Below are 26441 nucleotides of genomic sequence, written 5' to 3'. Positions count from 1 at the left end.
GGCTATTTGGCGCTTTCTGCCCCGGGAGGTTTCATGCGGAAGCCCTGGACCGAACCCTCGTTCACGGGGAAATAGATGCTTTTGACGTCATCCAGCTTCATGAGCAGCCAGGGGGACACGAGGTTTTCACCGTTTTTAGTGAAGACGATGTCATCCGCAATGTACACGCAGGAGTGGATGGCCTGGCCATGCACATCCAGAAACATGAGCACGTCCCCGAACTCGTAGGGGGCGGGCACACGGTCGTAGCTGTTCAGCACATGGTCGGCCGCCAGCCGGGTATCGAGGAAATACTGGCGGGCATAGTGGTTGAAGAAGTTCAATGAGGTCCAGTGGCAGTCGGGCATCCTCCCCATGATGGCCAGTTCCATCGGCGGGTAGGTGTACAGATACCGCCGCGCCATGGAGGGCAGCAGGTGGATGATGTCGATGAGGGCCACGCTTTCCGTTTCCTTGGCGGACTGGAGGATGGGCTCGATGTCCTTGTAGCGGTTGCGGCCGGTCCAGTAAGCGGCCAGTTGCTGAATGTCGGTGTTCTCATCCACCGACAGGCGCAGGATCATGGTGCGGGTGCGGGTGACGGTTTTGAAGAAGTCCTGCGCCTCCTTGTCGGTTTTGGCATAGTTGAGGACGGCTGACAAGTCACTGAAGGCCAGGATGTTGCCGCGCCGGTAGGTGAATTTGGGGATCACTTCCAGAAGTTCAGGACTCAGCTTGGTGCCCTGGAGCCATTCGGTCACGTTGTTGGCCGTGATGAGCACTGGATTTTTGTGATACTCATTCAGGTCAGACTTGGCCAGCTCCCCGTAGATCACTTCTCGCTGGGTGGGGGTCATCGCCTCCAGGTCCGGCAGCGGCGGGAAGACCGTCAGAATGCCGTTCTCCACCACCGTGCGTTTGGGCTCCAGGAGATACTGTTGCAAGGCATGGGGCAAGCCAGCTCGGGTGAAAAGCGCCCGCAGATCGGGTTCGGTCAGGCCTTCAAAGCACCATTTGGTCACCGAGTTGGGCATCGGGAACTTGGCGGTGAACTGGACGGGGGCCTCCAGGTAAATGTAATAGTACTTGAGCTGCCCCCAGGGGCCCGCCTTGCAATCGTAAACCTTCCCACTCACTTCAGGGGCCGCTACAACCTCCTGGGCTGACGCGCACTGCGCTGAAAAAAGTGCAGCGACAGGCAGCAGGAGCGATGTCAGGAAGCGGGTGACCGGTCGGGAGCAACGTGAGGACATAGAGTAAAGCGCGCGCACTTAGTCGGGAATCTGTACTTTCTCAACGTGCTTGCTATCAGAAACTTGGGTGCAGGACGCTTCATCCTCGCAGAATGTTCAAAAACGTGTTCGTGAAGATTGTATTTTTCAGCCCGGTACGCTCTAATGACGTGCTTTATCGGGAAAATGCAGCTAGCCAAACCAAATACCAATACACCCACGAGCAGGGGAACTCCGGCCCTCGCCAAGTACGGGGCTCTCGGTTTGTGCATGGGACTGTGCGTCGCCGGGACCGCTGTGGCGGGGCCGATGGGCAATCCCCAAGCCAGAAACTTGGCCGATCAGGAGCTGGTGCGCCGCAATGCGCGTCTGGCCGAGGCCCAAGCTCTTCTGGTTGAGGCAAATACCCAGTACGACAAAGGCGACTACGAGAGTGCGTTGCGCCTCTATCGCCAGGCATGGGATCTTCTCCCTGACGCCCCTCTTTCCGCGGCTGTGAAGCTGCAGGCCCGGGACGGATATTCCCGTGCCGCCGTGGCCCAGGCCGCCAAGCTGGCGGATCAGGCCAAGTATGCAGAGGCCCGTGCCCTTTTGAGTTCCGTCCTCGCCGACGATTTTAATCCTGACTACGCGGATGCTCAGACGCTGCAAAAGCGCCTGGACGACCCGGTCCGGTATGAGCCCGCGCTCACCCCGGAGCACCTCGCCAAGGTGAAGGACGTGGAGGAAAAGCTCCGTCTGGGCCAGGGATTGATGTCTCTGGGTGATTTTGACGCGGCCAACGAGCGTTTCCGTGATGTGCTGCGAGTGGATCCGTACAATGGTGCGGCCCGGCGTGGCATGGAGCGGGCAGAGCAGCACAAGGCCCAGTATTACGATGTCGCTCGTGACCACGCGAGAGGCAAAATGCTGACGGGTGTGGACTCCCTGTGGGAGGACAATGTGCCTGTCGTGGATGTTTCGCAGCTTTTCGGCTCCGGTGGCGTGGCCATGGGCTCGCTGGAGAACACGAGGGAGAACATTCTGATCAAGCTCCGGACCATCATCGTGCCGATGGTGGACCTGCAGTCTGCCAGCCTGGAGGAAGTGATCGAGTTCCTCCGTATTCGCAGCCGCGAGCTGGACCCCAAGAAAAAAGGGGTGGCTTTCGTCATCAAGGCTCCTGAAGAGACCCGGACCAAGCCGGTGTCCTTGAGCATGACTTCCGTTCCCTTGGAGGAAATCCTCCGCTACGCCACGGAGATGACCGGTTCCGTGTACCGGGCGGATGAATATGCGGTGACCATCACTTCCCGGGCTGAGAAGTCTGAGACGCTGATTGGCAAGCAGTATCGCGTGCCCCCTGATTTCCTGCAAACCGCCCCTGCAGGCGGTGCGGCTCCCGCGGTGCCGAATGATCCCTTTGGCGCGACTCCGGCCAATGCCGGTGGTGGACTCCAGATCCGCCGACTGGGCGCGAAGGAATTCCTGGAACAGCGTGGGGTTCAGTTCCCCCCTGGATCCGGTGCTTCCTATAACCCGGGCACCAACATCCTTTTCGTCAACAACACCGCAGAAAACCTCACCTTGGTGGATGAGTACGTGGATCAGGCCGTGAATGCGACCCCCAAGCAGGTGGAGATTCAGGTCCGGATGGTTGAGATCAACGAGACCAGGCTGAAGGAGCTTGGATTCGACTGGCTGTTGGGCCAGTTCAACGTTCCGGGTTCTGAGCGCGTCTTTGGCGGTGGTGCTGGTGCTGCGGATCCTAGTGATCCTGCTCCGTTCCCTGGTCAGTCCGTCACCAGTGGATTGCGCAGCTCGGGTGCCATTCTCGGGGTGCCCAGCATTGATGGCCTGATCGGGCGTGCCACGGTGCCAGCGGCGAACTCCAAGTCCCCTGGTTTCTTCGCCGTTTCCGGCGTATTCACGGATCCTCAATTCCAGGTGGTGTTGCGTGGTCTGAAGCAGAGCAAGGGCATCGATGTTCTTGCTGCTCCGACGGTGATCACGAAGAGTGGCCAGCGGGCCAACGTCACGGTCTCCAAAGAGTTCCGTTATCCCACTGAGTTTGATCCTCCGCAGATCCCGCAGAGCTTGAACGCCACGGCCAACAACGTTCAGTACGTCGCCAACTTCGCCCCCATCACCCCCTCCACACCGACTGCATTTGAAATGCGAAACATCGGGATCACGCTGGAAGTGGAACCGGTGGTGGGCTCAGGCAATCGCACTGTGGACCTGAACCTGGTGCCCTCCTCGGTGGAGTTCGAAGGATTCATCGACTACGGCACGGATATTCAGAACTCAGCGCCCATCGGCCTCGGTGGCGCGGATGTGTTCTACAATGTCCCCAACGACATCCTCCAGCCGATCTTCCGCACCAACAAGATCACGACGTCCGTTTCCGTCTGGGATGGCAACACCGTGGTTCTGGGTGGGGTGACGTTTGAGAAGCGGCACAAGATCGATGACAAGGTGCCTGTGGTTGGGGATCTGCCGCTCGTGGGTCGTGCTTTCCAGAGCAAAGTTTCCAACGTGGAACGCAAGAACGTGCTCTTCTTTGTGACGGTGCGGGTCATTGACCCAGGTGGCAACAGTGTGGGTGCTTCCGCTGCAGCAACGGCAGTCCGGTAACCTAATTTCCCAAGCCCAAGCGGCACGGAACAAGATTGAATCAACAAAAAGGGCGGCCTGAGGGCCGCCCTTTTTGTTTCGACAGGAGGTGACGATTGATGCGCGGTGCCTACCAGAGGCTCAAGGTCTCGCCCGGCTCCGGGGAGATGATCTCGGTCTGAGGGAGGGCGGCGGAAAGTGTTTGATGGAACCAGACCTGTGCCGGTGCGTCGCCATGGACGAGGAACACCTTGCGCGGGCTCACCTTGGTCACGTAAGAGACGATGTCCTCGCGAACGGCGTGGGCGCTGAAGTCAAAGCTGGCAACGCGGCAGAGAAGGGGAACCTCAGGGAGCTGGGGATCGAGTTTGATCTTCTCGCCCTGCTTGGCGTGGCGGATGCGGTAGCCGGGAGTGGCCGGATCCGTATAGCCCACGAAAGCGATCGTGTTCTTGGGATTGTCCATGAATCGCATGGCAAACTGGTTCGATGTCGTGCCTTCGCTCATCATGCCGCTGGAGAGAGCGTAGATGGTCCGGGCATTGTACAGCAGTTCCTTACGGCGCTTGCGGGGTGCCACCAGCGTGGACATGTCCTCAAGAATGCGGAATCCTTCGTAACTGCGCCGGGTCTTGCTGGCGTAGTTGTCGTAGAGAACGGTCATCTTGGTGCTCAATCCGCCGATGAAAACGGGAGCGTTCGGAATCAGGTCCATCTGGTGCAGCTCATGCAGCATCACCAGGAGTTCTTGGGATTTGCCGAGTGCGAAGACCGGAATCATCACGGCACCGCCTTTTTCAAAGGTCTCACGGATCACTAGCGCCAGGCGTTCCTTCTCCGCCTTGCGGGAAAAGTCCGCCGGACGTTGGAAGTCGCCCCGGGTGGTCTCGATGATCAGCGTATCAATGCCAGTGGTGGGAAAGTCCGCCTCCCGGGTGATCGTTTGGGGCTCGAAGTTGACGTCTCCGGTGTAGAAGGCGGTCTTGCCTTCATTCCGCAGCATGATGCCTGCGGAGCCAATGATGTGGCCGGCATCAAAGAAGGTGCACTCCACCTCGGACTCTGGCAGGAAGAACGGGCGGCGCAGGTCACGGTAGTTCCAGCGGCCCTTGATCCCGTCGATCTCCTTGTGGGTGAAAAGCGGGTACTCCTGGATGCCCTGCTCCTCCCGCTGCCGGGTCATCACGTTCACAGAGTTGTGGAGCATGGCCGCCCCGACCTCGCCCGTGGGCTCTGTCATAAAGACGGGCGTGCGCGGCTGACGGCGCTGAAGCACGGGCAATGCACCGATGTGATCGTGGTGGGCGTGGGTGACCAGGATCGAATTCACGGTGTCGTGAGGCACCGAATTGAAATTGGGCAGCGAGTCGTGACCTTTTTCCTTGGGGTGGGCACCGGCGTCCAAAATGATGCGCTGGCGGCCGTTCTCGATGAGATACGAATTGGCGCCAATCTCCCTGCGGCGCAACAGACTGCGAAAGGTCATGTGATAGAGCAAAACTGAGGTACTGCGGGAAAATCGATCCGTGCAGTCCTCGCTACCGGAAAAATCCGGGCTTGGCAAGGAGCATTCCTGTCCGACGGCTAGGCGGGCTCCGGTTCGGCGGGCTGAATTTCCGCCCGGCGGGCGGTCTTCCGGTGGGGCCAGAGGAAGCACCACAGCGTGCTGGGGGCGACTACGGCAAGCACGGGAAGGGGTGAGCACCAGATCGAACTCGTCTGGAAGACAAGAATGCCCGCGCCTACGCAGAGGACCACAATGGCGAAACCGAAGACCAGGGAGCCAAGACGACCCTGGCGGGCCTGCCACAAGGCGAGCAGTGCGGTGACACCCGCCACCACCCACTCCCAACGCTGGGACGCTTGATGGTAGGCAGGGGCGGAAAGGGCGGCCGCAATGGTGCGGGCCTCATCCGCGCCAGCCTTGGTGTGGGAGATGACGATGATCTTTTTTTTGCCCCAGGGCCTCTTTGTTCACCGCTTCAGACGGCACTCCAAGCTCCGGGGTAAGCAGATCGAGGGCATTGACGACTGGAACGGAGACTTCCTGCGGCACACGCACGGCGGCAGTACGGTCGAGGGGGATGACATATCGATCCCCGAGGCTGAGGCGGGCCCCCGCGCCGAGGCGCAGGCGCATGACGGAATAGGGGATGCGCCGGTAAAGAGTGACGGCCTGGGCTGCGACGGTCGGGACGATCTTCGACTCGTAGCGGGCCAGGAGAGGGACGCTGCCTTCAGGAGTGTTGATGGTGCCGGGGATGGCGGTGATGCCCATCTGCCCAGTTACGCGGAGTGTCTTGGAGGGGATGCCGACCACCTGATTGAAGGAGGGCATGGATTCGATCGAGTCCTCCGCCTCACCCATTGAGGGCATCTCGGTTTCCAGGAAGGTTTTGACCTCAGGGGTGACGGGCGCGTCCGTGGTGCTGGAGGTTGCTACTTCAAACCCGAAGACGACGGAAGGCTGAGCCACCAGGGTCTGGCGCAGAGGGAGGACGAATTCAGGCGCTTCGTTGTCCCAGTGCAGGCTGTCAGCGAAGGCCACGACCTCCGGCTCGTGGTGAGCAATCCGCTTCATCGCCATGATGTAGTCCAGCGGGGCGGGAGGCCAGGTGCTGTACTCGGCCTTGTCCTCCTCGCGGAACTGGACCAGTACCACGTCGCTGGAGAGGGATTGGGTGGTGTTCGTGTCCTTGTTGCGGGTATTGGCCACGAGGAAGTCCACGTACCAAGGGTCCACCTCCGGGAATTGGCTGCGCCCCCCGCCGACATAGAGCCAGGCGAGGCTGCCGCCGATGGCGGTGAGGAGCAGGAGCAAGCGGACGGGGTTCATGGGAACAAGCGCGCGGATCTGATGGGCGGGCGGGATCAGAGTTCGATGCGGAATAGATGCATGAACGCGCCCCGCGGGTCCAGACTGACGAAGTTCGAGGCCCCCTGCCACTGGTAGCCGCCGCCGTGGATGAGATCGCGCACCCGATAGGTCGCGTCATGCGCGAGGCCGAGGGCGCCCATTTCCAGTTCCACCATGGCGGAGGCGGTGTCGTGGGGATTGAGATTGATCACCACGAGTGTGCGGTTGCTGAAGTCCGGCGTTACCTTGCTGAAGACGATGATCTGGTCGTGCCCACAGTGATGGAACTTCAGGTTGTCATAGAGCTGCAGAGCCCGGTTGTCCTGGCGGGCGCGGTTGAGTTCGCGGATAAACCCTTTGATGTTCCCGGGGGCGTTCCAGTCCCTGCCTTTGACCTCGTACTTCTCGGAGTCCAGGTACTCTTCCCGGCCCGGCAGCGGCTGGTTTTCGCAGAGTTCGTAGCCGCTGTAAATGCCCCAACTCGGGACGAGAAGGGCGGCCAGGGCGGCGCGGACCTTGAAGCTGGGCGCGCCGGCGTGCTGCAGATGATGGGGCAGGATGTCCGGGGTGTTGGGCCAGAAGTTGCCGCGGTAGTACCAGCGCATGTCGCCCTGGGTCAGCTCGTTGGCGTACTCGGTGAGCTCGTGCTTGCTCTCGCGCCAGGTGAAGTAGGTGTAGCTCTGGCTGAAGCCGATCTTGCCGAGCCCCTGCATCATGCGGGGCTTCGTGAAGGCTTCTGCCAGGAAGAGCACATCAGGGTCCTTGGCCTGGACCTCGGCGATCAACACCTCCCAGAAGGACACGGGCTTGGTGTGCGGATTATCCACGCGGAAGATTTTCACGCCACGCTCCACCCAGAACAGCACCACATCGATGAGCTCCCGCCACAGGGACTTCCAGTCTTCGCAGTGGAAGTTGATGGGGTAGATGTCCTGGTATTTCTTGGGCGGGTTTTCCGCATAGCGAATCGAGCCGTCTTCGCGCTGGTGGAACCAGCCCGGGTGCTCTTTCACATAGGGGTGGTCTGGGGAGCAGTTGATGGCAAAGTCCAGCGCAATCTCCAGCCCGCGCTGGCGGGCTTCTCCCACGAGCCATTCGAAGTCTTCCACAGTGCCCAGGGCGGGCTCCACGGCGCGGTGGCCGCCATGGGCGGAGCCGATGGCCCAAGGGGAGCCTACGTCGCCCGAAAGCGCCACAAGGGTGTTGTTCTTTCCTTTGCGATGGGTGACGCCGATGGGGTGGATCGGCGGGAAGTAGATGACATCAAAGCCCATCGATTTGGCATCGTCGAGGCGGGCCAGGCAATCGCGGAAGGTGCTGTGGCGGTCGGCCCGGCCCTCGGCACTGCGTGGGAAGAACTCGTACCAGGCAGAGAAGCGGGCGCGTTCCCGTTCCACCACCACCTGGAAAACTTCAGATGTGGTGCTCAGGGAACGGTCAGGGAAGCGCTCCATGATGAGCTGGAGGTCATCGCCCATGATCACGTCGATCAATTCGCCTGGAGGCAGGCGGCGCAGCATGTCGGCAAGCTCCAGGAGCTCCGTGGAGGAGGAGCTGGCGCCGGCGGTGCGGGCCCGGCGGGCGGTCTGGTCCAGCAGCTTGGCACCTTCCCGTGCTTCGATGCGCAGCTCCGGATCGTTGGCGTCGAATTTGGCTTTGAAGTGCTTCCGCCAGGTCAGCCAGGAGTCCGCCCAGGATTCGACGGCGTACTCCCATCGCCCGGCAGAGGGGAAGCTGCAGCGACCCTGCCAGCGGTCATTTTCCATGGGGCGCATGGGGCTCTCCGTCCAGCGTGTGTCCCCCGCCTTGTGCCACTTCAGCAGGGTGCACATGATGATGTGCCCGTCAGTGAACGCATCCGCGTACACGTCCAGTGGTTCATCGATCACCCGCTTGATCAGGTAGTTCGAGGCACCCAGTGACGGGTGAAAATTCTCAATCGTGACGGTTGGAGCGTGGGCGTGCTTCGGTTCCATGAGAAGTGGTCAGAGGCTGACCTCTCACAAGGACACATGAGGCGTGGCAAAGCAAAGGCTTTGTGGCCTTCCTTCGTTGATGCTCTGGGCGGAACAGGCCGCTGGTCAGTGCGTGCCGTTGAGTCGGGTGAGGGCTCCGACGGGGGCCAGAAGCGGGTGGCTGTCGCAGATGTCACGCAGGCGGGCCAGAGCCACAGGGATGTGCTGCTCGAACTGCGGTTTACCCAGATTGCGACTCAAGTTGGCGTAGGCCCCGATGGCCTGCATGAGCCGTTGGGCTGCGCAGAGCTGGTAGGTCCGGCGCAGTTCTTCCAGATCGCGACCTGTGTGCTGGGCATACCAGGCGAGCAGGTCATCTCGTTCGTTTTCTGCGAGATCCACGTAGGGATCCAGGAGGAGGGAGGCCAGATCATACTCGGCCAGACCGGGGCGCACGCCTTGGTAGTCGATCAACCAGGCGGAGCCCTCGCGGATCAGCACATTCTGGCTCTGGAAATCGCGATGGACAAGGCCACGGGGGAGGCTCGCCAGATGGTCCCGCAGGGTCTTCAGCGCCTCGTGGGTTTCATCGAGGCTGGCGCTGGCGGGGTCCTTGCCCAGCAGGCCTTGCACATAGTGGTTGAGGAAATAATTCTGCTCCCACTCGTAGAGGCGGTCATCGAAGCACAACTCCATTTCCGCGATGTCCTCTGCGCTCAGGGCGCCGGCGTTCACGTTGTGGAGTTTGGCCGCTTCTTCCAGCGTGGATTCGTAGAGAGGGCGCCGGGTTTCCCAGGACTGCTCCCGGAAGGAGTGAAGATCCACATGCCCGAGGTCCTCCAGCCACACGCAGAGGTTCTCGGTATCGTGGGCAAAGATGCGCGGGACGTGAATGCCCAGCTTCTCCAGGCGAAGCGTGGCTGGGACAAAACGGGGATTGTCCGGGCGCGCCATGGTGTACACCATGAGGATGACGCCTGACTCGGCCGGACGGTCGAAATGCACACGGTAGAAGAGCCGGTCGGACCCGCCTTTGAGGATGGCATCCAGGCGAACGGCCTTGGGCCAGCCCGGAAGTTGGGTGGCGGTCAGTTCGAGAAGTTGAGGGTCCGTGAGCATCAGGGGCGCGGAGTTTTCGGCAGTCTGGGGCGGATTGCAAGCGCGGTCTGCTCCCGGAGCCGGCCTTCAGAGATTAGACATCGGTGTCGTCCAGATTGCCGGAAGCTTCCATGCCGCGGCGCACGATGCAGCGCCGGAGCACGGCCCCGGGGGCAACCCGGGCACCCGGCCAGAGCAGGCAGTCTTCCAGCACGGCGTTTTCCCCGACCTGGGCCTGCTGGGAGATCAGATTGACTCCCCGGAGGCTGGCGGAGGGGTGGACCTGAGCTTCTCGATGCACTGGGTGCCAGGAAGCGCGGGCTTCCGGATCGTAAGCCGGGAAAGTGCCGCCTTCCGAGAAAATGGCGCGATGCGCCTCCAGGTACTGGGTACGATCGCCCAGATCCCACCAGGAGCCCTCATCCGCGACCACGCTACCGATGGGGGCACCCGAACGGATGAGGGAGAGAAAGATGGGGATGACGGACTCGATCTTGCCGGCGGTGAGGTGCTTCAAGAATGCCGGGTGCACCGCGTAGATGCCGGTGAACTGGTGGGTGCCGTTTTGCCCGGTGCCGAGCATGTTGCGAATGTCCGTGAGTCGACCGGTCGCGGGGTCTCGTGCGATGTGCTGGCCGGGGCCTTCTGTGCGGAGCACGAGGGTGACGAGGTTTCCAGAACTCAGATGGTGCTCCCAGAGGGGGGCCAGGGGCAGATCGGTCAGGATGTCCCCGTTATACACAACAAAGGACTCCTCCCGAATCAGGTCCGCGATGTTGGCGATGCCGCCTGCGGTTTCGAGCAGGATGGGTTCGTGGCGGAAGGTGATGGGCAGCCCTTCGTAGTGTGCGTCTGGGAACGCCTCAGTGTAGGCCCCGGCCAGATGGTGCGTGTTCACGATGAACTCCCGCGCCCCAGCACGCCTGAGGTGATCAAAGGCGTGGGTGATGAGCGGTTGATGGCAAACGGGGATGAGCGGCTTGGGGAGCTGGTTGGTCAGCGGTTTTAACCGCGTGCCGAGCCCAGCGCCCAAGACAAAGGCCTGAATCATGCATTCGTACTACGATCTCAAGCAGGGGCTTGCAAACGGATGGAACGTGGCGGAGAGAATTCCCATCCACATTGAGGCATGAACGGGTACGAACGGAGCATTCTCGCAGCACAGGGTTACCTGGAGTTGGGCATGTTCCAAGCGGTGTGGCACGAGTTGCAGGATCTTCCCGGTGAGTATCTGGCGCGGCCGGATGCGCTGGAGATTCTGACCCTGAGCCTGATGGGGCAGCTCCGCTGGGAGGACGCTCTGCGCGTGGCGCAGCGTCTCTGCCAGGAAGCTCCACAAGAACCGGGCGGCTTCATTCACGAGGCCTACTGCCTCCATGAACTGGGAAATACCCAAGGGGCGCTCAACGTCCTGCTCAAGGGGCCTCCTTCGCTGCGGACCAAGGCGGTGTACTTCTACAACATCGGCTGCTATCACGCCCGGTTGGGAAATCGTGACGAGGCGCTGAACATGCTGGAGAAGTCGTTTGAAATGGATTCCAGCCTGAAGAAGACCGCCAAACGGGATCCTGACCTGGTCAACATCAAGGACGAGCTGTAGGCCATGGCGGACCAAGAGTTCATCGCGCGTCTGGAGCAGACGCTTCGCCCGCTGTTTGAGCGGAACTTTGCGGAGCGTGGCGAGCTTGGTGCATCCGTCTCTGTGTATCACGAGGGGGAGGAGGTGCTGAATCTCAGCGGCGGCACGCTGGATCGAAGCGGTGCCAGGTCCTGGGAGGCGGATACCTTGGTTCCTGTGTGGAGCGCCACCAAAGGGGTGGCGGTGGTGACCTGCCTCCTGGCCCTGGAGGAAGCGGGCCTTTCCCTGGATGACCGGGTGGTGGAGCTCTGGCCAGCCTTCGCTGGAGGTGGGAAGGGGGAGGTCACTTTCCGACAACTCCTCAGCCATACGGCGGGGCTTTCCGCGCTGGATGGCGTGGTTCCGATTGAAGATGGCCCTGCGGTGGTGGCTGCTCTGGAGGCTCAAGTGCCGAGTTATCGTCCGGGCACGGAGCAGGGCTATCACGCTCGTACGTTCGGATTTCTGCTGGATGAGATCGTCCAGCATGCTACGCGCGGCATCACGCTGGGCAGTTACTTCCGGGAAAAGATCGGAGAGCCGATGGGGCTCGACTTTTGGATTGGCCTGCCTGAGACGGAACTCTCGCGGGTGGCCACCCTCTACACGGGGCGGGTCAGGGCGGGCGAGGCTCCCACGCCGTTTCTGAAGGCGTTTTCCACCAAGGGGACCCTCACGCAGAGAACGTTCGTCTCTCCCAGTGGTTTGAATGCCGTCCAGGATTTGAACAAGCCGGAGACGCTTCAGCGCAGCTATCCGAGCATGGGCGGGGTGGGCTCCGCCCGGGCGCTCGCGGCGTTCTATGCCATGCTGGCCCAAGGGGGCATATGGAAGGGGCGTCGTCTGGTGAGTGAATCCCTGGTGCAATCGTTGTCTCAAACATTCTCCCAGCGGGAGGACTTGGTTCTGTGCACTCTGATGGCGTTCGGCCCAGGGGTGATGCGCGATCCGGTGGCGGAAGATGGGGTGACGAAGTTGCGCCAGTTGTTTGGGCGGGGGCCCCTGGCCTTCGGGCACCCGGGAGCGGGAGGCAGTTTGGTTTTTGGCGATCCCGGAAGGCGGTTGTCGTTCGCCTACGTCATGAATCAGATGGAACTGGGTGTGCTGCCGAATGCGAAGAGCCTCGATCTTGTGCAGGCGCTTGATGGGGTGGTGTAGGGGGACACAAGACTTAAGTTGTTGCCTTGTCGGATGCGCTGGGTGCGACGCTCAGTAAAAGGAGGGAGGGACATTCTTGTCCCGGTCCGTTCCATGCGTCCCATGAGGACGCCACGCGCTCCCTGCTGCCAAATGCCCTGGGTTGTGGCGCTTTTGTCCGGCTGGTGGACGGGCTTTTGCGAGGATGCTGGGCTTCGCTGGTGTGGCGTCGCTGTGCAGGCGATGTCGCGGTTTGAAAACGGTGTCGAGCCACCGTACTCCAAGACGCTTCGCGATGTTTGGGAGCGGTCGGCTAGGGAGGACGTGCTCGATGATGGGTTTGCAAGCCCATGGTGGGAAGTCGCTTTGACCAGGCATCATCAAAGAGCGCGGCAGCGCCTTGGAGCGCTGGCGGCTTGACGCCGCTTTCGCCAGGCGATGGCGGGTGGAGTGGCTTGGATCTCGGTCCGGCTGGTGGATGGGCTTTTTCGGGGATGCGGGGCTTCGCTGATGTGGTGTCGCCGTTCAGGCGATGTCGCGGTCTGAAAACGGTGTCGAGCCACCGTACTCCAAGACGCTTCGCGATGCTTGGGAGTGGTGGACGAGGGGCATGTGCTCGGTGAAGGGCTTGCGAGTCCGTGCTGGGAAGTCGCTTTGACCAGGCATTCTCAAAGAACGCGGCAGCGTCTTGGAGTGCTGGCGGCTGGACGCCGCTTTCGCCAGCGGATGGCGGGTGAGAAGTGGCTTGGATCTCGGTCCGGCTGGTGGACGGGCTTTTGCGGGGATGCTGGACTTCGCTGATGTGGTGTCACCGTTCAGGCGATGTCGCGGTCTGAAAACGGTGTCGAGCCACCGTACTCCAAGACGCTTCGCGAAGTTTGGGAGCGGTCGGCGAGGGGGGGGCGTGCTCTGGGTGGGTCTGTTGGGCAGCCTCCGGTTCCTCCAAAACAGAAAGGCCGCAGACGGAGCGTCTGCGGCCTGGAAAGATTTAAAAGTAGGTAAAGGCAGGAAAATCAATCCCAGTCGCCACCACCGAAGCCGTCGCGCTTGCCACGGTCCCAGTTGCCCTTGTCCTTGTCGCGATAGCCACCGCCACCGCCGCCGCCGCCCTTGTAGCCGCCGCCACCGCCGCCGCCCTTGTAGCCACCGCCGCCGCCGCCACCTTTGTAGCCACCGCCGCCGCCACCACCACCGCCGCCGCTGTAGCCGCCGCCACCACCACCACCGCCGCCAGCAGGGCGAGGGGAGAAGGGACGCTCTTCACGAGGGCGAGCTTCGACAACTTTCAGAGGGCGCCCAGCCAATTCAACGTTGTTCAGGCCATTGATGGCAGCACGAGCTTCTTCATCATTTGGCATTTCCACGAACGCAAATCCACGCGACCGCCCCGTCTCACGATCGAGGATGATTCGGGCGTGGGAGACAAGACCGTAGCGCTCAAAAGATTCGCGCAACTCATTATCGGTCATGTTATACGAAAGATTACTAACGTAGAGGTTCATCTGGTTTGTCTTTGACTAGGGCCGCCATGTATTTTGCACTAAGTGATTCGATTCATGGCGAAAACCAGAATGCACTGCCATGCCGTGGCCAAAAAAAATGAAAACGGCGGTGACATTTCGTTCGCCGCCGTGGAAAGTCAACCGATTTGGACGGCCTAGTCCGGCAATCTCATAATTGGTAGAGGCTAATAAAGCAGGAGCGCGATCTCGTTATCTGTGAGGGCGCTGGTGTCCTGCTGGGCCAGGAGAAGGCTCATCTGATCCATGCTGGCCAGCTGGGAAGCCACGGAGGTGGGTTCTTCCACGGCGGTGAAGTTTTCTTCTTCCAGCGTGGGGGAGGAGGTCGCCCAGTCGGGAGAGCTAGCCTTGGTGGAATGGGTGGCGACGGCGGCCGGGCTGTTGTGGGGTGTTTCCACCTCTGGGGCGCGAACGCCCAGCCAGATGGCCAGCGCTGCGGTGACGGCCAGGCCTGAGCCCGCCCAGGTGCTGCGGGCACCGAATCCATTGGCCAGCCAGCTTTGGCAGCGCTCCCACCATGTCTCGCGCTGAGGCGTCTGCCGCACGGCGCGCAGGACGTTCTGCGTGAAGTTGGGCCGCGGTTCCACTGACTTGGTTTTACCAAGCAGTTTAAAAACCGGATCGTTGGGCGAAAGTGGCTCCATGGCTACCTGTAGAAACCTACGAGGTGGGGGAAAGTTGCGGGATTTTGCAAAAACGTCAACAGGCACTGGAGGGAGAAGGCACCGACCGGCTGTTGCCAGAGGTTGACCATCGCCCGGGACCATTGCACATAGTGCACCAGATGATCTCTCGTTTTCTCCTCTTGTTCAGCCTGTTTGCCCTCCTCGGGTGCGAGTCGGGTGAACCCGGCGCCATGTCCCTGGACGATATGGAAGGCCCGGAAGGGGAGGCGATGGTGCGACACCTCCTGAAGGCTCTGCCGCCGCTGGATCCCCAGGTGCCCAAGGTGTACTCCGTGGTGAAAGGGGAGCGGCTGTACAGCACGAGCATGAAGTTTGTGGGACGCATGGATGACCTGCGTCTGAACTTCGTCAGTGGCGAGGTGCTGACCCTGCGCGACCCGGACAAGAGCATCGTGGACCCTCGCAGCGGTCTTTCCCCCATGACCATCCAGCTGACGTCCATGAAGTCGTCTGGAACTGACCGCTGGGATGTGGTGGCAGGCTGGGCTTACAAAAAGCTCTTTGAGCGCAACTTGTACCGCCTGCAGAAGAAAGGAGACGGCTACGAAGCGACTTGGGTGCAAAGGATCGAAGGCAACTATGTGAAGCCGGATGAGCCAGTGCCAGGCGCAACGCCTGCCGAACCGACAGCGGCACCTGCACCTGCGCGTGCTCCTACTCCCGGGCCAGTGCCTGTCCCTGCCCCGACTCCGGCACCCGTTGCTCCCTCCGCAGGTGAGGTGAAGCCTTAGAGGGTGCCTGCTCGTTCTCCTGGAACTGTGGACTCTGCTTTGCATGGCCTCCCGCTGTCGCCTGCTGTTGCCCTCCGGATTCGCGCTACTGCTCACCGCAGCAGGTTGCGTCTCGTCAGACCCGCTGGGTGCTGAGCGGAAGGAGGAGGATCTGGAGGCTCTCGCCTCAGAAGCGCCGCGCCAGTGGTCTGCCGCAGCGAGTGTTTCTTCCTCCAGTGCCACGGGATGGCTAAGAGATTTTGATGACGCCAGCCTGCAACGGTTGGTGGGGGTGGCGCTGGAGCGGAACCACGATCTGAAAGCGACCGCGGCCCGCGTGACCCAGGCGCGGGCGCAAGCCAAGGCGGCTGGAGCGGATCTCTGGCCCCAGGTTGGCGCGGACTTTGGCGGGAGGCGCAATCAAAGCGCCTCCGGGCAGCGGTTCGTGGGCTCAGGGGTGCGGAGCAACCGCTTCGAGCTGGGGGTGGACATCAGCTGGGAGCTGGATCTCTGGGGGCGCTTGCGAGATCAGCGAGGGGCGGCGGTGGCGGGTGCTGAGGCTGCGACGGAGGATCTGCATGCCGCGCAGTTGTCCCTGGCGGCGACCACGGTGAAGTCTGCCATCACGCTGGCGGAGGCTCACGCGCAGATTAAGCTTTCAGAGGAGAACATCGCCACCCGGCGCATCAACCTTGGGGTTCTGGAGAAACAACTCGACCGGGGGATCGACACGGAACAAGTGGCGCTGGATGTGAGCCTGGCGCGGGCAGATCTGGCCCGCGCAGAGGCGACCCTGGCCTCCCAGAAGCGGGTGGAGGATGAGGCGCGGCGCAGCCTGGAACTGCTCCTGGGGGCCTATCCCGCGGGGCAGGAGCCGGGGCTGATGCGTCTGCCTGGTATGAGGAAAGAAGTGCCGTCGGGCCTGCCGTCGGAGATGCTCCTGCGACGTCCGGATCTGCGGGCGATGGAGAGGCGGCTGGAATCGGCCCTGCGGTCAGAAAGCTCGGCAAAGAAGGCCTTTCTGCCAAGCTTCAGCCTCACCGGCACCGGTGGGCTGAGCAGTGATGAACTTTCCCTGCTGCTCCAGCGTGAAGCGGTGGTCTGGAGCCTGGCGGGCAGTGTCGCCCAGCAGGTCTTCCAGGGTGGCAGACTGCGGGCCGGCGTGGAGGAGGCCCGGGCCAAGTACGATGAAATACTCTCCACCTACTCCGGACAGGCCCTCCAGGCCTTCAAGGAGGTGGAAGGGGCCCTGGCGGCTGAGAAACACCTCAAGGAGCAGGAGAGGGCTTTGACCACGGCGGCGGCCGAGGCGGGCCGGGCGGTGGAGCTGGCCATCAGCCGCTACAGCCGGGGCCTGAGTGATGCGCTCACGGTGCTGGACTCGCGCCAGCGCGCCTTCGATGCCCGGAGTGCGCTCCTGGCGGTGCAGGCCCAGCGGCTGCGAAACCGGGCCGACCTTCACCTGGCCTTGGGCGGTGCATTTTAATTTCATCGATCCATCATGTATCCGGACCCGAGTTTCGAGCGCGAGGGATATGCCCGTGTGCCGGCCGTATTCCCCACTGGGGAGTGCCAGGAGTTGACCCTGGCCCTGGGGGCGGTGACTGGAGCGGGACGACGGGGGCTGCTGGAGGTGCCGGCAGTGCGGGAGGTGGCTTTCTCGGACCGGGTGCTGGGCTGTCTGCATCCGTACATGGAGGGCGCGCCCCGCTTGGTTCGAGCCATTTACTTTGACAAGTCCCCCGGAGCCAACTGGCTGGTGCCCTGGCACCAGGATCTGACCTTTGCGGTGCGGGAGCGCCGGGAGGTCCCCGGGTTCGGGCCCTGGAGTGTGAAGGACGGCATCCCGCATGTCCAGCCGCCCGTCGGGCTGCTGGAGCAGGTGATCACGGTCCGTCTGCACCTGGATCCGTGTGATGGAGACAACGGAGCGCTGAGAGTGCTTCCTGGAACCCATGCCCTGGGGCGGCTGGCGGCGGACCAAATTCAAGACTGCCGGACCCAAGTGGAGGAAGTGCTGTGTGCGATGGAGGCGGGGGATGCCCTGCTGATGCGGCCGCTCCTGCTGCACGCATCATCGAAATCGATGACCGACCGTCACCGCCGCATCCTTCACCTGGAGTACGCTGGTTTTGATCTGCCTGATGGTCTGGCTTGGTACGAGTCTGCCGAGTAGCGGCAGACGCCGTGCGCCGGGCCATGGACTGTGATCAGCGACGAAGGATCGTCACGGGCGAAGCCGAGACTGGAGTGGCGGAAGCAGAGGTGGACTTGGGGACGACGGCTTCCTTCGGTGGGGAGTCCAGGGGGATCCTGGTCTGCGCGGGAGCAGTGGCCGGTCGGGCCTGAGTTGGCGTAGGTGCTGTGCGGGCCTGGGCCTGCACCTGCGCTTGCGTTGGCGCGGGCAGGGGTTTGGCCGGAGCAGCCTGCGCGGCGGTGGCCCTCGAAGGGGCTTGCGTGATCTGCGGCGGGGTGGCCATTCTCGGGGAAGACTTGGGAGCGGCCAGCCTCATGGCAGGCAGTGTGGAGGTCCCTGGGGTGGCGGGGATGACCTTGGGCGGTGCTCCCCGGATGTTCGGGTGGAAGATTTCCGCCTCCTTCATGTGCAGCCACACGCTGAAGATCAGGGCCCCCATCCCGGTCACGAGCACGCCGTATTCAGCGAGCTGGCCCACGCTGCCGGTCATGATGAGCGCCGTCAGTGCCGTGACGCCCACGGTGAGATAGACCCAGTGTGCACTCCGCCGAAGGGCGCTCTGGTCCTTGATGGCTTTCTTCAGGGGCATCACCTCCAGCACCCGGGGCTGGGCGCGTTCACGGTAGGTGGTGTAAGGAATGACCGTGGCACAAGCGCCCACGATGATGAGCAACGCGATCACGCGGGTTTTATCCTCTTTCCCCCACAACCCCACGGCGAAAAAAATCAAACCAAAGAAGATGCCAAAAAGGGGGATCGGCTCGAGTAAAAGATGAGCATACTGGGCATCCTTGAGACGGTCGATAAGGATGTCGAGTTGAGTGAGTGACATGAGAAGAGCAAGAGCGTCCGCGCGCTCCGCTCATGATGGTCGGAGAAGAGTTGATTGGCAACCCTGGAAAATAAGCTTTTGTGTACCAAATGGTGTACACTGAGTTACCATAATCCCAGGTTTTCCATAGTCTTCGTCACATTCCCTGCCCAGTCTTTGTTGGCGGCGGGACTGGCGGGGCTGGGGTGCAGGACGCGTCCGATCTTGAGGTCAGGAAACTTTGCTTTCAGCAGGAGGGCGCGGCCTTCGGCGAAGCCACCCACCCCGATGACCCACTCCGGCTGGAGGGCGGTCACCGCCCTCTGGAGATGCTCGTCACAGGCGGCGTAGAGCGCGGCCATCTCGGGAGCAGGCAGCTTGTCAGGCGTGCGATTTTTGCCCCCTTCTTCCATGAAAACCAGGGGGCAGTAGTTGGCGACGAAGTGCCGGTCAAAGAAGGCATCGGGGGTGCCGAATTTGGCGGCGAAGAGACCCCAGAGACGCCTCCCGCTGACCTCGCTCTGCGGGCAGTCAAAGCCCACCACGGGACGCTTCGGATTCTCCACAGGCGGCTTGCCGACGGGGCTGGAAATACCCAGCCAGTCCCGGACGGCGGGGATCTCCCCAAAGGGGACGCCCGTCTGAGTCATGCCGTAAGGCCCGGGATTCATGCCCAGAAACATGATCTGCTGCCCGGCACGCCCGTAACGGGTGAGGTACTGCTCGTGGGGAGCGGCGGCGTATTCCAGGGGGTTGTACACGTGCGTGACGGGCTCGCCAAACTTGAGCGGAGCCAGTTTGCGGCTGAGGTCGCGAGCGGCTTTGATGAGATCGGAGGCAGGGCTGGGCATGGGGAGAGTAGGGCACACTGCCCAGTCAGCGGGAAGACTCAAGACTGAAGACGCGAGCCGCAGGACCGGTTTGGTCGTCTGTTACCCGGGGATGAGGCGAGTACCCGTGGAGATTCCGCCCTGCGCCTTCCTTAATTGTAGCGGTTGCCGGGGTTCTCGAAGTAGTACTGCGTGAGCTTCATCTCTTGGGCTGTGCGGTCCTCCGAACCCATGGCAAAGGGCCAGACCGCCAGCTCAATGACGTCTCCTGAGAATTTGTCTTCCGGCGCGACGGGATTGGATTGATCGGTGGTGAAGTCACCGATCCGCAGGTCGTTGAAGACGCTCACCGATTCTTTGGGCGTGTCCACTTCCGCCCGGTACTTGGTTCCGTCAGCCAGGCGGACATTGATGACGGCCTTGCCGATAACGATATCCCATGTGACGCCGACCAGGCTGTACTGCTTGGTGTTGCTCTTGGTCACCTTGGCCTCGCGGCTGGTGTTGCCAGCGCGAATCCCCAGGCGCCAATCGCCGTTCTGGTAGGCGCGGACGTTGATGTAGTTCTTGTTGTCCTCCGTGCGGAGGCGGAAGCACCGGATCTCCTTGCCGATGATGGAGGGCCGCAACAGCATGATGACGGTGACGCCCTTGTTGGCGGTATCTTCACCAAAGGGGTAGCCGCGGCTGTTGGTCGTCCCCTTGGCCATGGTGTGCACCATGCCCTGTCCAGTGGCAAAGCGCAGCGCGTTCACGCCGCCCTTCAGCCCCGTGGGCTTTTCGAAGATCAAGGTGGGGGCATAGGCTGCCTGACCGTCAAAGGTCTCCAAGGGGCCTTCGCCACTGAGGGTCTGGAGGTCACCCCAAGATTTGATCTGGGCGTTCACGGTTGCCGGTTTCCCCGGGGCACCGATGGCTTCCATCTTTTCCCCAGCGCGATATTGGAGAATGCAGCCCGGAGCGATGAAATCAGCCGGGCGGGAGGGCAGGGGAGCTGCGGGTGCCGGAGCGGCAGGGGTGCTGACGGTGCCGCCAGCTTGGGCCTTGGGCGGTGTTTTGGCCGGATTCTCGGATTTGCCTTTGGGCCAAACGCCCCAGATGAGACCGATGACAGCGAGACCAGCGAGCGGGTACACCCATTTCGGCACGCCGCTGCCTGCATCCTCGTCATCCGCCTTGGGCTTGCGGGCGACGATGGTGGAGGCGTTGGACAGCGAACCCGGGGCCCCGGGACCGGGAGGATTCACGCCGGGACGGCGGGGTTGCAGGCCGGTGGTGCGCTTAGGCACGTTCGCGGTGAGCCGCTGGGAGACGCTGCCGGTGGGCGGGCGCGCCATGCTCTGCGTGGTGGAGCCGCGCAGCGGGCCGGTGACACCCCCGCCGCCGACTGGCACGGCCATGGGAATGGCCTCCGCCACGGCAACAGGTGTTTCACTGAACCATCCGGCGGAGGCTAGCTCTCTCAACGTTCTGAGGGCGTCTGAGGCATTGGCCGGCCGGTCGTTGGGTTCGAGGTTGATCAACCACATCACCCAGTCACAGATCTGGTCGGGCAGCCTTGGAGCCAGCGTTTTCAGGGGGTGCACCCGGTGCTCCAGGTGCATGTTCATGATGCCCTGCACGGTGGCATCGGTGTACGGTCGGTGGCCGCAAAGGGCCTGGTAATACACGCAACCCAGGGCGTACAGATCGGCGCGCCCGTCCAGCGGCTTGCGCAGGAACTGCTCGGGAGCCATGTAGTAGATGGAGCCCATGATGTTGCCCATCTGGTCCTCCGTCATCTTCTTGGCCCCGTATGAAAGGCGTGCCAGGCCGAAGTCCAGCACCTTGATCTGGATGCGTCCGCCGGGCAGGCGCTGCACCTTGATGTTCTCAGGCTTGAGGTCCCGGTGCAGCAGGCTGAGGCTGTGGGCGGCCAGTACGGCTTCCATGGTCTGGGACGCCAGTTCCTGGAAATCGCCCAGGTTCATCGGACCGTTGGCGATCCAGTCGGCCAGGGTCTCGCCTTCCACGAGCTCCATGACCATGAAGAACCCCTCGTCATCGCTGCTGAGGTCGTAGATGGAGACGATGTTGGGGTGCTGGAGCGTGGCGAGAGATCCCGCTTCCTTGCGCAGACCGCCGGATTGGGCGTCTGATTGCTCCATCTCCGCCTTGGTGAAAAGACGTTTGATGGCGACATAGCGATCGAGCTGGGTGTCATACGCTTTGAACACCGCACCCGCCCCGCCTTTGCCGAGCTCTTCGAGGAATTTATACCGTCCAGCCATTCTATTGGATCAAATCAAGAAAAACTCTACCCGTGGCACGTCCATCTTGCCAAGCGCGAATCAAGCAATCTCAAAGGTTTAGGGCTTCTTGTTCATATCCGGGAGCGACATTTTGACAAAGTCGGCCCAAACGGACTCACAGCGACGCTGATCGGGCACGCCCTCATGGACCCACAGTCCATGCCGCACGTGCAGCGGAGAGGCATCTCCTACTGCGACGGGCTTTTCAAGGGACAGGGCGTTGCACATCCAACCATCGTTCCTCACGTGGTAGGCGGTTGGATGATTCGGATTGCCGGGATGATTGAGGAGGGTGATGCCCGCGAATCCCTCAGCGGTAAGTCGCCCGCTGTAGTCGCACCAGCGCGCGGGTTTGCGGAAAACCTGCTCCTCATTCACCTGCCCTTCCGAGTTAAGAATGCGGCCGCCGCCGTCATGCACGCCAATGGACTTGGCCATCCGGGCACTCATGAGGCCGAAGCCGCTGCCTTCAAAGGTGGTGGTTTGCCCTTTGGGAGCGAGGAATTCACTGTCCACAATGAGCAGCCAGGAACTCGCATCCGGCACCGGGCGGACTTCCATGTGGCGTTTTTCAATGAGCAGGACCTTTCCGCCCTCCTCGCTCACCCAGTGGTTCAGGGTCATCATCATGGCGGATTCATCGCCATCCCAGTAACCCAGGACCTTTTGGTGCTGAATGCTGCCCTTGCCTTTGCCGTGCTCGTCATCCCAGAAGTTGATGCCGCTGACGATATTGTGCGTCATCCAGATGCCGTAGTGGTGACGGTGGCTGATGGGGTCATGCGGATGCCCCATGCGGATCACCGAAGGGGCCAGGGAAGTTTGCGCGGGATACCAGAAGGGGCGTTTTGCAGCCGGATCAAACCGGAACCGGGTCAGTTCATGACCACGATACGTGAACGACGCCTGATAGTCCGGCAGGGGTGTCACCTGTACCAGCGGGATGGGCTTGGCGTCGGGGAGCGGGGAGGGCTCTTGGGCAAAGCCTGGCACAGGAAGGCTGGCGGCGAGGGCGACGAGCCAGAAAAGATGAGGTGCACGCATGAGGCAGACATACGCGAGGTGGGCGGGGACTTTTCAGCGGCGGGGTGGTTAATCCTGCAACTGTCTCCAAGGGGGCTGTCAAAACGGAATATCGTCGTCATCCCAGCTCTGCCCTGTTTTGGGGGCTTGCGGTTCTTCGTGCCGTTCCTGTCTGGATGGCGTGATGGGACGCTTGACGGGGAAGGTTGCGGCCTTGGGCCACAAGAGTTTGTTTCCCTCAATGACATAGTGCCCCCGCTCTCGCAGTGCTGTGATAATGAGCTGACGTTCTGCTTTGGTGACGGACTTGGGCAGAAAGGACTTCAGACCGTTGTGCAGCTTGGGCAGGGTGCGGGGGCCGTGATAAGATGGACTGCTCAACCAATTCTCGACGGTTGCGAGGAACTGTTCGAGCGGGAGTGGGACAAGAGTTTGTGCAGAGATCACGGCATCCAGACTGTCGCTGCGAGATACGGCAGCTTGATGAGTCTTCCTGAGGTGTTGGATCAAGGGATCGAACCGCGGGTTATTGGAGACGACATGGATGCAGGCATGGGGATTGTCGCACGCGATCTTGCCCATGTAGTACGCGATGTGGAGATCGAGGGCCTGCGGCCCATCCCCCGGGGCTTGGACATATTCGCCATTCTTCCCAAGCACCTGGAGGGCGGTTGCCAGTTCCAGAGATACGGTGTCTTGATTGTGTCCCAGGAAGACAAGAACCTTGTGCTGGGACTTCGCCAACTCGGAAATTCGGGCAGGCGGGGCGTTGTTGTAGTCAACCAGGATGAAGGTGGCGATCATGGGTAGGGCAGGGATCCTGAATCTACTGGTCGAACAAGAAGTGCCAATGCCTTGTTGTGCCCCGTTTCTCAGAGTGGCCTGTGCCTGGGAAGCTCGGGGAGTGCACGCATTCCTGCGTGCTGTTTGCGGCATCTTGCCGCAAACGTCAGTCAGCGCATGACATCAGTTCCCACCGACGTGGAGGTGTTGATGAAAATGGGCCGATAGCGGATGCTGTCGGCCTTCCCACCTGATCATCCTCGTTGGAGGTACCCAGGGTCTCCGTCCACTTCGTGGCCTTTGCCCCTGGGCTGGGCTCTCTGGGCCTTTCAGGCCCAAATCCTCTGAGGGGACTTACCGAGGGCTGAGCCAGAGTCGGTTCCCACGTCCTCAGTCGAAGCTCTTCCTCGAAGAGGATGAGGCTACAAGCCCAACGTTGACGAGCTTCCAGCGAGTCTACGTTGGGTGCCATCCGAAGATGCTACTCAGGTGGGAAGGCCGACAGCATGCGCTTTTCCTCCCACCACCTTCAACACCTCCATGTCGCTCGAATGTGATGTTGCATGAATGTTGGGTAGCCCCTCCCGATGCCACAAGCTGACTGACGTTCGCGGCAAGATGCCGCAAACAGCACGCAGGATGCGTGCGCTCCCCGAGCTCCCCAAGCACAGGCCATTTTGAGGCCTGTCAGTCTGTGCTTCACGACATAGATTCCTTGGCAGGCACTCACTGAAGCGTCTGCAAGCTTCGCCCCCTCGCCGTATCACCAAGCTTCGACAGGCTTGGGTCCTCCACGTGCAGGACGCTGGCGTATTCCACTTCCAAAACGCACTGCTCCGATAAGGGATATGTAGTCCCCCGCAGGCGATGTCTGCCCGGTGCTCATCAATACGGGTCAGTTTCAGACATCAATCTCCCGTCAGTCTGGATACGCGACAGCTACTTCCGCTCAATTTCCCTTCGAATGGCGACGCTGTGTTTGAATCTCTTTTCGTCCCCTTCATCGACGATGTAGACCGTGTTGCCATCAATCAGGATGAGGACTTCCCACTGGTTGGCGAAGGTTTGGAAGATGGAGCGGGCTGAACCATCCTTCTCTGGCATCTTCTTTTGTCCATCCCGGTTGGTCGAGCTCAGGAATCGAAGTTCGGATGCAATCTGCAAAAAACCAGCGACATCACTTTTCGATGTAATCTCATCTCTCATGTTCACATAAAGTGTGAACCATGTCTCTGTGAAGGAACCCTCCCTGATTTGAATGGGGGTGAATTTGGGGGCATCCAGCATCTTCTCCAAAGTATACTTCGCCTCCGGCTTATGCTGGGCTTCGCAAGGGATGAATGCGAAGGGGACGAGGAACATGATTGCCAGGGCAATTCTCATCTGGAGCATCCTTTCTGTGAGTTGGGAAGATGTCGTTTACCGAGGTGGGCCGGGATTGGCGAAATATCTTAAGCCAGCCTCCCCCGGATCTCCTCCAGCGCCCATTGTGCATGTTCAGAGATCAGCGGGTGCTCATCGGCTGCGGCAATCTCCAGCGCAGGGAGGTCTTCGGCGGTGCCAATGTTTCCTAAAACCACGCAGACGTTGCGGAGGAAGGCGGGGCGCTTGATGCGCTTGATGGGGGACTTGGCGAAGAGGGCGCGGAAGGCGTCGTCATCGAGGGCGAGGAAGTCGCGGAGGCGCAGGTTGAACACGGACTCGCGGGCCTGGAACCAGGCTTCGTGGGAGGTCTGGGCGAAGCGATTCCACGGGCATGCGGTGAGGCACTCGTCGCAGCCGTAGAGGCGGTCGCCGATGGCGCGGCGGAACTCGATGGGGATGGGGCTCTTGCTCTCGATCGTGAGGTAGGAGATGCACCGGCGGGCGTCCATGCGCCGTGGGGCGGTGATGGCCTGGGTGGGGCAGGCGGTGATGCAGCGGGTGCACTTGCCACAGAGATCGTGAGCCGGGGAGTCTGGCTCCAGCTCCAAGGTGGTGAGGATCTCGGCCAGGAAGAACCAGGTGCCGAGGGAGCGGTGGATCTGCATGGTGCTCTTCCCGCCCCAGCCGAGTCCTGACTCACTGGCAAAGTCGCGTTCCAATACCGGGCCAGTGTCCACGTAGAAGCGCTGGGTGCCGCCGCGGCTTTCCATGAAGCTGTTCACGGCCTTGAGCATCTTGTCGATGAGGTCGTGATAGTCGTTGTTCCACGCGTAGCGCGCAATCCGGCCCTCCAACTGGCCAGGCTGGGGGCCGGGACCCTGGAAGTAGTTCAGCGCAAAGACGACGATGGACTTCGCGCCGGGGAGCACCAGACGGGGATCCATGCGCCGCTCCACATTGCGGGCCATCCAGGCCATGTCGCCATACTTGCCATCGGCCACCCACTGCTCATACAGTTCCCGATGCGTCGCTGGCAGGGCAAGGGCAACCCGGCAATCCGAGAAGCCGAGCTCGCGGGACAGCTCCTGAAGTTCTGACTTGAGAACGGCAGGGGGCATGGGCAGGAAGTAAAAAGTAAGAAGTGAAAAGTAAAAAGTGAACGGGTGGAGGCCGTGCAGCGGGTCGCCTTGTTCCCATGGGAAGGGCAATTCGTTACCTTTGACTTACCTTATAGCAGATCACTCCCTGAAGTACACGCGCACACTCTCCGCCAGACCATAGGCCACGTCCTGGGCGGTCAGGTCGTCGGTGCCGATCTGAAGATCACTGGCCTTCTGGTACATGGGCCGCCGGGTCTCGTACAGGTGGCGCAGGGTGGCGGCGGGATCGTGATTGCGCAGCAGGGGGCGGTCGTTGCTGTGCACGGTGCGCTGGTAGAGCGTGTTGGGGTCCGCATTCAGCCAGACGACATAGCCCAGCTGCTTGAGGATGGGCAGATTGGCCGGCTGGGTGACGATGCCACCGCCAGTGGCGATGACGAGCCCTTCTTTGCCCAGGAGGGACTTGAGCGCCTCCGTCTCACGCTGGCGGAAACCCGCCTCGCCTTCCGCGGCGAAGATGTCGGGGATGGTCTTGCGGGCCTTTTCGATGATGATCTGGTCCGTGTCGACAAACCCAAACCCGAGACTGTGGGCGGCCATGCGGCCCACGGTTGATTTCCCTGAACCCATGAGGCCCACGATGATGATGTTGCG

At 61.6% G+C, this 26441-nt stretch carries 23 protein-coding genes; 6 read left to right on the top strand and 17 right to left on the bottom strand.

Going from position 1 to position 26441, the window contains the following annotated elements:
* Nucleotides 1–2: 2 nt before the first annotated feature.
* A complete protein-coding gene (locus BV106_RS00845) occupies nt 3–1232 on the bottom strand; it encodes a hypothetical protein (RefSeq protein WP_038158989.1) in 1230 nt (409 codons plus the stop codon).
* 249 nt (nt 1233–1481) lie between these two features.
* On the opposite strand from BV106_RS00845, the gene BV106_RS00840 reads away from it, so the two are divergent.
* Entirely contained in the window at nt 1482–3827 is a 2346-nt protein-coding gene (locus BV106_RS00840; RefSeq protein WP_038158986.1) for an Amuc_1098 family type IV pilus outer membrane protein, read from the top strand.
* Between the two features lie 109 nt (nt 3828–3936).
* Here BV106_RS00840 and BV106_RS00835 read toward each other — a convergent pair whose 3' ends face one another.
* From BV106_RS00835 to BV106_RS34850, 6 genes are all read right to left on the bottom strand, one after another.
* Nucleotides 3937–5292 carry an MBL fold metallo-hydrolase gene (locus tag BV106_RS00835; protein WP_038158983.1) on the bottom strand — a complete coding sequence of 452 codons (1356 nt, stop codon included), beginning with the start codon at nt 5290–5292 and terminating at the stop codon, nt 3937–3939.
* Nucleotides 5293–5390: 98 nt separating this feature from the next.
* Nucleotides 5391–5618, bottom strand: a complete 228-nt coding sequence (locus tag BV106_RS00830; RefSeq protein ID WP_265595194.1) for a hypothetical protein — start codon at nt 5616–5618, stop codon at nt 5391–5393.
* 97 nt (nt 5619–5715) lie between these two features.
* Entirely contained in the window at nt 5716–6642 is a 927-nt protein-coding gene (locus BV106_RS00825; protein ID WP_038158978.1) for a hypothetical protein, read from the bottom strand.
* 35 nt (nt 6643–6677) lie between these two features.
* The gene (locus BV106_RS00820) at nt 6678–8639 is read right to left on the bottom strand and encodes an alpha-1,4-glucan--maltose-1-phosphate maltosyltransferase (protein WP_038158974.1); all 1962 of its coding nucleotides are present in this window, start codon (nt 8637–8639) and stop codon (nt 6678–6680) included.
* A 105-nt stretch (nt 8640–8744) separates the two neighbouring features.
* Nucleotides 8745–9737 (bottom strand): phosphotransferase, encoded by a 993-nt coding sequence (locus BV106_RS00815; RefSeq protein ID WP_051944648.1) that lies wholly within the window; start codon nt 9735–9737, stop codon nt 8745–8747.
* A 73-nt stretch (nt 9738–9810) separates the two neighbouring features.
* Complete coding sequence (locus BV106_RS34850) at nt 9811–10767, bottom strand: sugar phosphate nucleotidyltransferase (RefSeq protein ID WP_051944645.1); 957 nt, start codon at nt 10765–10767, stop codon at nt 9811–9813.
* A 78-nt stretch (nt 10768–10845) separates the two neighbouring features.
* Between BV106_RS34850 and BV106_RS00805 the strand changes: the two genes are divergently transcribed.
* Together BV106_RS00805 and BV106_RS00800 are read left to right on the top strand one after the other, a co-directional pair.
* The gene (locus tag BV106_RS00805) at nt 10846–11316 is read left to right on the top strand and encodes a hypothetical protein (RefSeq protein WP_038158971.1); all 471 of its coding nucleotides are present in this window, start codon (nt 10846–10848) and stop codon (nt 11314–11316) included.
* A 3-nt stretch (nt 11317–11319) separates the two neighbouring features.
* Nucleotides 11320–12492, top strand: a complete 1173-nt coding sequence (locus BV106_RS00800) for a serine hydrolase domain-containing protein (RefSeq protein WP_051944642.1) — start codon at nt 11320–11322, stop codon at nt 12490–12492.
* Between the two features lie 992 nt (nt 12493–13484).
* Here BV106_RS00800 and BV106_RS00795 read toward each other — a convergent pair.
* Nucleotides 13485–13973 (bottom strand): RNA-binding protein, encoded by a 489-nt coding sequence (locus BV106_RS00795; protein WP_038158969.1) that lies wholly within the window; start codon nt 13971–13973, stop codon nt 13485–13487.
* A 185-nt stretch (nt 13974–14158) separates the two neighbouring features.
* Nucleotides 14159–14635: a hypothetical protein gene (locus BV106_RS00790; protein ID WP_038158966.1), complete on the bottom strand. Its 477-nt coding sequence runs from the start codon at nt 14633–14635 to the stop codon at nt 14159–14161.
* 140 nt (nt 14636–14775) lie between these two features.
* Here BV106_RS00790 and BV106_RS00785 point away from each other — a divergent pair, with 140 nt between their 5' ends.
* Genes BV106_RS00785 through BV106_RS00775 form a run of 3 tightly spaced genes read left to right on the top strand, consistent with a single transcriptional unit; the run spans nt 14776 to nt 17563 of the window.
* Entirely contained in the window at nt 14776–15408 is a 633-nt protein-coding gene (locus BV106_RS00785) for a hypothetical protein (RefSeq protein WP_038158964.1), read from the top strand.
* 43 nt (nt 15409–15451) lie between these two features.
* Nucleotides 15452–16873, top strand: a complete 1422-nt coding sequence (locus tag BV106_RS00780) for an efflux transporter outer membrane subunit (RefSeq protein ID WP_051944636.1) — start codon at nt 15452–15454, stop codon at nt 16871–16873.
* A 15-nt stretch (nt 16874–16888) separates the two neighbouring features.
* Nucleotides 16889–17563 carry a phytanoyl-CoA dioxygenase family protein gene (locus BV106_RS00775; protein ID WP_038158960.1) on the top strand — a complete coding sequence of 225 codons (675 nt, stop codon included), beginning with the start codon at nt 16889–16891 and terminating at the stop codon, nt 17561–17563.
* Nucleotides 17564–17597: 34 nt separating this feature from the next.
* Here BV106_RS00775 and BV106_RS00770 read toward each other — a convergent pair whose 3' ends face one another.
* The 8 genes from BV106_RS00770 to BV106_RS00735 all read right to left on the bottom strand — a co-directional run.
* Nucleotides 17598–18416 carry a hypothetical protein gene (locus BV106_RS00770; RefSeq protein ID WP_038158958.1) on the bottom strand — a complete coding sequence of 273 codons (819 nt, stop codon included), beginning with the start codon at nt 18414–18416 and terminating at the stop codon, nt 17598–17600.
* Nucleotides 18417–18520: 104 nt separating this feature from the next.
* Nucleotides 18521–19246, bottom strand: coding sequence for a uracil-DNA glycosylase family protein (locus tag BV106_RS00765; protein ID WP_038158955.1), 726 nt, complete (start codon nt 19244–19246; stop codon nt 18521–18523).
* Between the two features lie 131 nt (nt 19247–19377).
* Nucleotides 19378–21495, bottom strand: coding sequence for a serine/threonine-protein kinase (locus BV106_RS00760; RefSeq protein ID WP_038158952.1), 2118 nt, complete (start codon nt 21493–21495; stop codon nt 19378–19380).
* 78 nt (nt 21496–21573) lie between these two features.
* The gene (locus BV106_RS00755) at nt 21574–22560 is read right to left on the bottom strand and encodes a PmoA family protein (protein WP_051944633.1); all 987 of its coding nucleotides are present in this window, start codon (nt 22558–22560) and stop codon (nt 21574–21576) included.
* A gap of 78 nt (nt 22561–22638) precedes the next feature.
* A complete protein-coding gene (locus BV106_RS34845; RefSeq protein WP_051944630.1) occupies nt 22639–23343 on the bottom strand; it encodes a PIN domain-containing protein in 705 nt (234 codons plus the stop codon).
* A gap of 918 nt (nt 23344–24261) precedes the next feature.
* Nucleotides 24262–24684 carry a hypothetical protein gene (locus BV106_RS00745; protein WP_265595193.1) on the bottom strand — a complete coding sequence of 141 codons (423 nt, stop codon included), beginning with the start codon at nt 24682–24684 and terminating at the stop codon, nt 24262–24264.
* Between the two features lie 89 nt (nt 24685–24773).
* Nucleotides 24774–25805: a tRNA epoxyqueuosine(34) reductase QueG gene (gene queG, locus BV106_RS00740; protein ID WP_038158946.1), complete on the bottom strand. Its 1032-nt coding sequence runs from the start codon at nt 25803–25805 to the stop codon at nt 24774–24776.
* A gap of 120 nt (nt 25806–25925) precedes the next feature.
* On the bottom strand, nt 25926–26441 hold a 516-nt coding region (locus tag BV106_RS00735), incomplete at its 5' end, for a shikimate kinase (RefSeq protein WP_051944627.1).

The organism is Verrucomicrobium sp. BvORR106 (assembly GCF_000739655.1).
Classification (GTDB): Bacteria; Verrucomicrobiota; Verrucomicrobiia; order Verrucomicrobiales; family Verrucomicrobiaceae; genus Verrucomicrobium.
This window is presented reverse-complemented; position numbering and strand designations above follow the sequence as displayed.

Coding starts and splice junctions, on each gene's coding strand:
- BV106_RS00845 (WP_038158989.1), bottom strand. CDS start 1,232: ATGTCCTCACGTTGCTCCCGACCGGTCACCCGCTTCCTGACATCGCTC.
- BV106_RS00840 (WP_038158986.1), top strand. CDS start 1,482: ATGGGACTGTGCGTCGCCGGGACCGCTGTGGCGGGGCCGATGGGCAAT.
- BV106_RS00835 (WP_038158983.1), bottom strand. CDS start 5,292: ATGACCTTTCGCAGTCTGTTGCGCCGCAGGGAGATTGGCGCCAATTCG.
- BV106_RS00825 (WP_038158978.1), bottom strand. CDS start 6,642: ATGAACCCCGTCCGCTTGCTCCTGCTCCTCACCGCCATCGGCGGCAGC.
- BV106_RS00820 (WP_038158974.1), bottom strand. CDS start 8,639: ATGGAACCGAAGCACGCCCACGCTCCAACCGTCACGATTGAGAATTTT.
- BV106_RS00815 (WP_051944648.1), bottom strand. CDS start 9,737: ATGCTCACGGACCCTCAACTTCTCGAACTGACCGCCACCCAACTTCCG.
- BV106_RS34850 (WP_051944645.1), bottom strand. CDS start 10,767: ATGATTCAGGCCTTTGTCTTGGGCGCTGGGCTCGGCACGCGGTTAAAA.
- BV106_RS00805 (WP_038158971.1), top strand. CDS start 10,846: ATGAACGGGTACGAACGGAGCATTCTCGCAGCACAGGGTTACCTGGAG.
- BV106_RS00800 (WP_051944642.1), top strand. CDS start 11,320: ATGGCGGACCAAGAGTTCATCGCGCGTCTGGAGCAGACGCTTCGCCCG.
- BV106_RS00795 (WP_038158969.1), bottom strand. CDS start 13,973: ATGAACCTCTACGTTAGTAATCTTTCGTATAACATGACCGATAATGAG.
- BV106_RS00790 (WP_038158966.1), bottom strand. CDS start 14,635: ATGGAGCCACTTTCGCCCAACGATCCGGTTTTTAAACTGCTTGGTAAA.
- BV106_RS00785 (WP_038158964.1), top strand. CDS start 14,776: ATGATCTCTCGTTTTCTCCTCTTGTTCAGCCTGTTTGCCCTCCTCGGG.
- BV106_RS00780 (WP_051944636.1), top strand. CDS start 15,452: ATGGCCTCCCGCTGTCGCCTGCTGTTGCCCTCCGGATTCGCGCTACTG.
- BV106_RS00775 (WP_038158960.1), top strand. CDS start 16,889: ATGTATCCGGACCCGAGTTTCGAGCGCGAGGGATATGCCCGTGTGCCG.
- BV106_RS00770 (WP_038158958.1), bottom strand. CDS start 18,416: ATGTCACTCACTCAACTCGACATCCTTATCGACCGTCTCAAGGATGCC.
- BV106_RS00765 (WP_038158955.1), bottom strand. CDS start 19,246: ATGCCCAGCCCTGCCTCCGATCTCATCAAAGCCGCTCGCGACCTCAGC.
- BV106_RS00760 (WP_038158952.1), bottom strand. CDS start 21,495: ATGGCTGGACGGTATAAATTCCTCGAAGAGCTCGGCAAAGGCGGGGCG.
- BV106_RS00755 (WP_051944633.1), bottom strand. CDS start 22,560: ATGCGTGCACCTCATCTTTTCTGGCTCGTCGCCCTCGCCGCCAGCCTT.
- BV106_RS34845 (WP_051944630.1), bottom strand. CDS start 23,343: ATGATCGCCACCTTCATCCTGGTTGACTACAACAACGCCCCGCCTGCC.
- BV106_RS00745 (WP_265595193.1), bottom strand. CDS start 24,684: ATGTTCCTCGTCCCCTTCGCATTCATCCCTTGCGAAGCCCAGCATAAG.
- queG (WP_038158946.1), bottom strand. CDS start 25,805: ATGCCCCCTGCCGTTCTCAAGTCAGAACTTCAGGAGCTGTCCCGCGAG.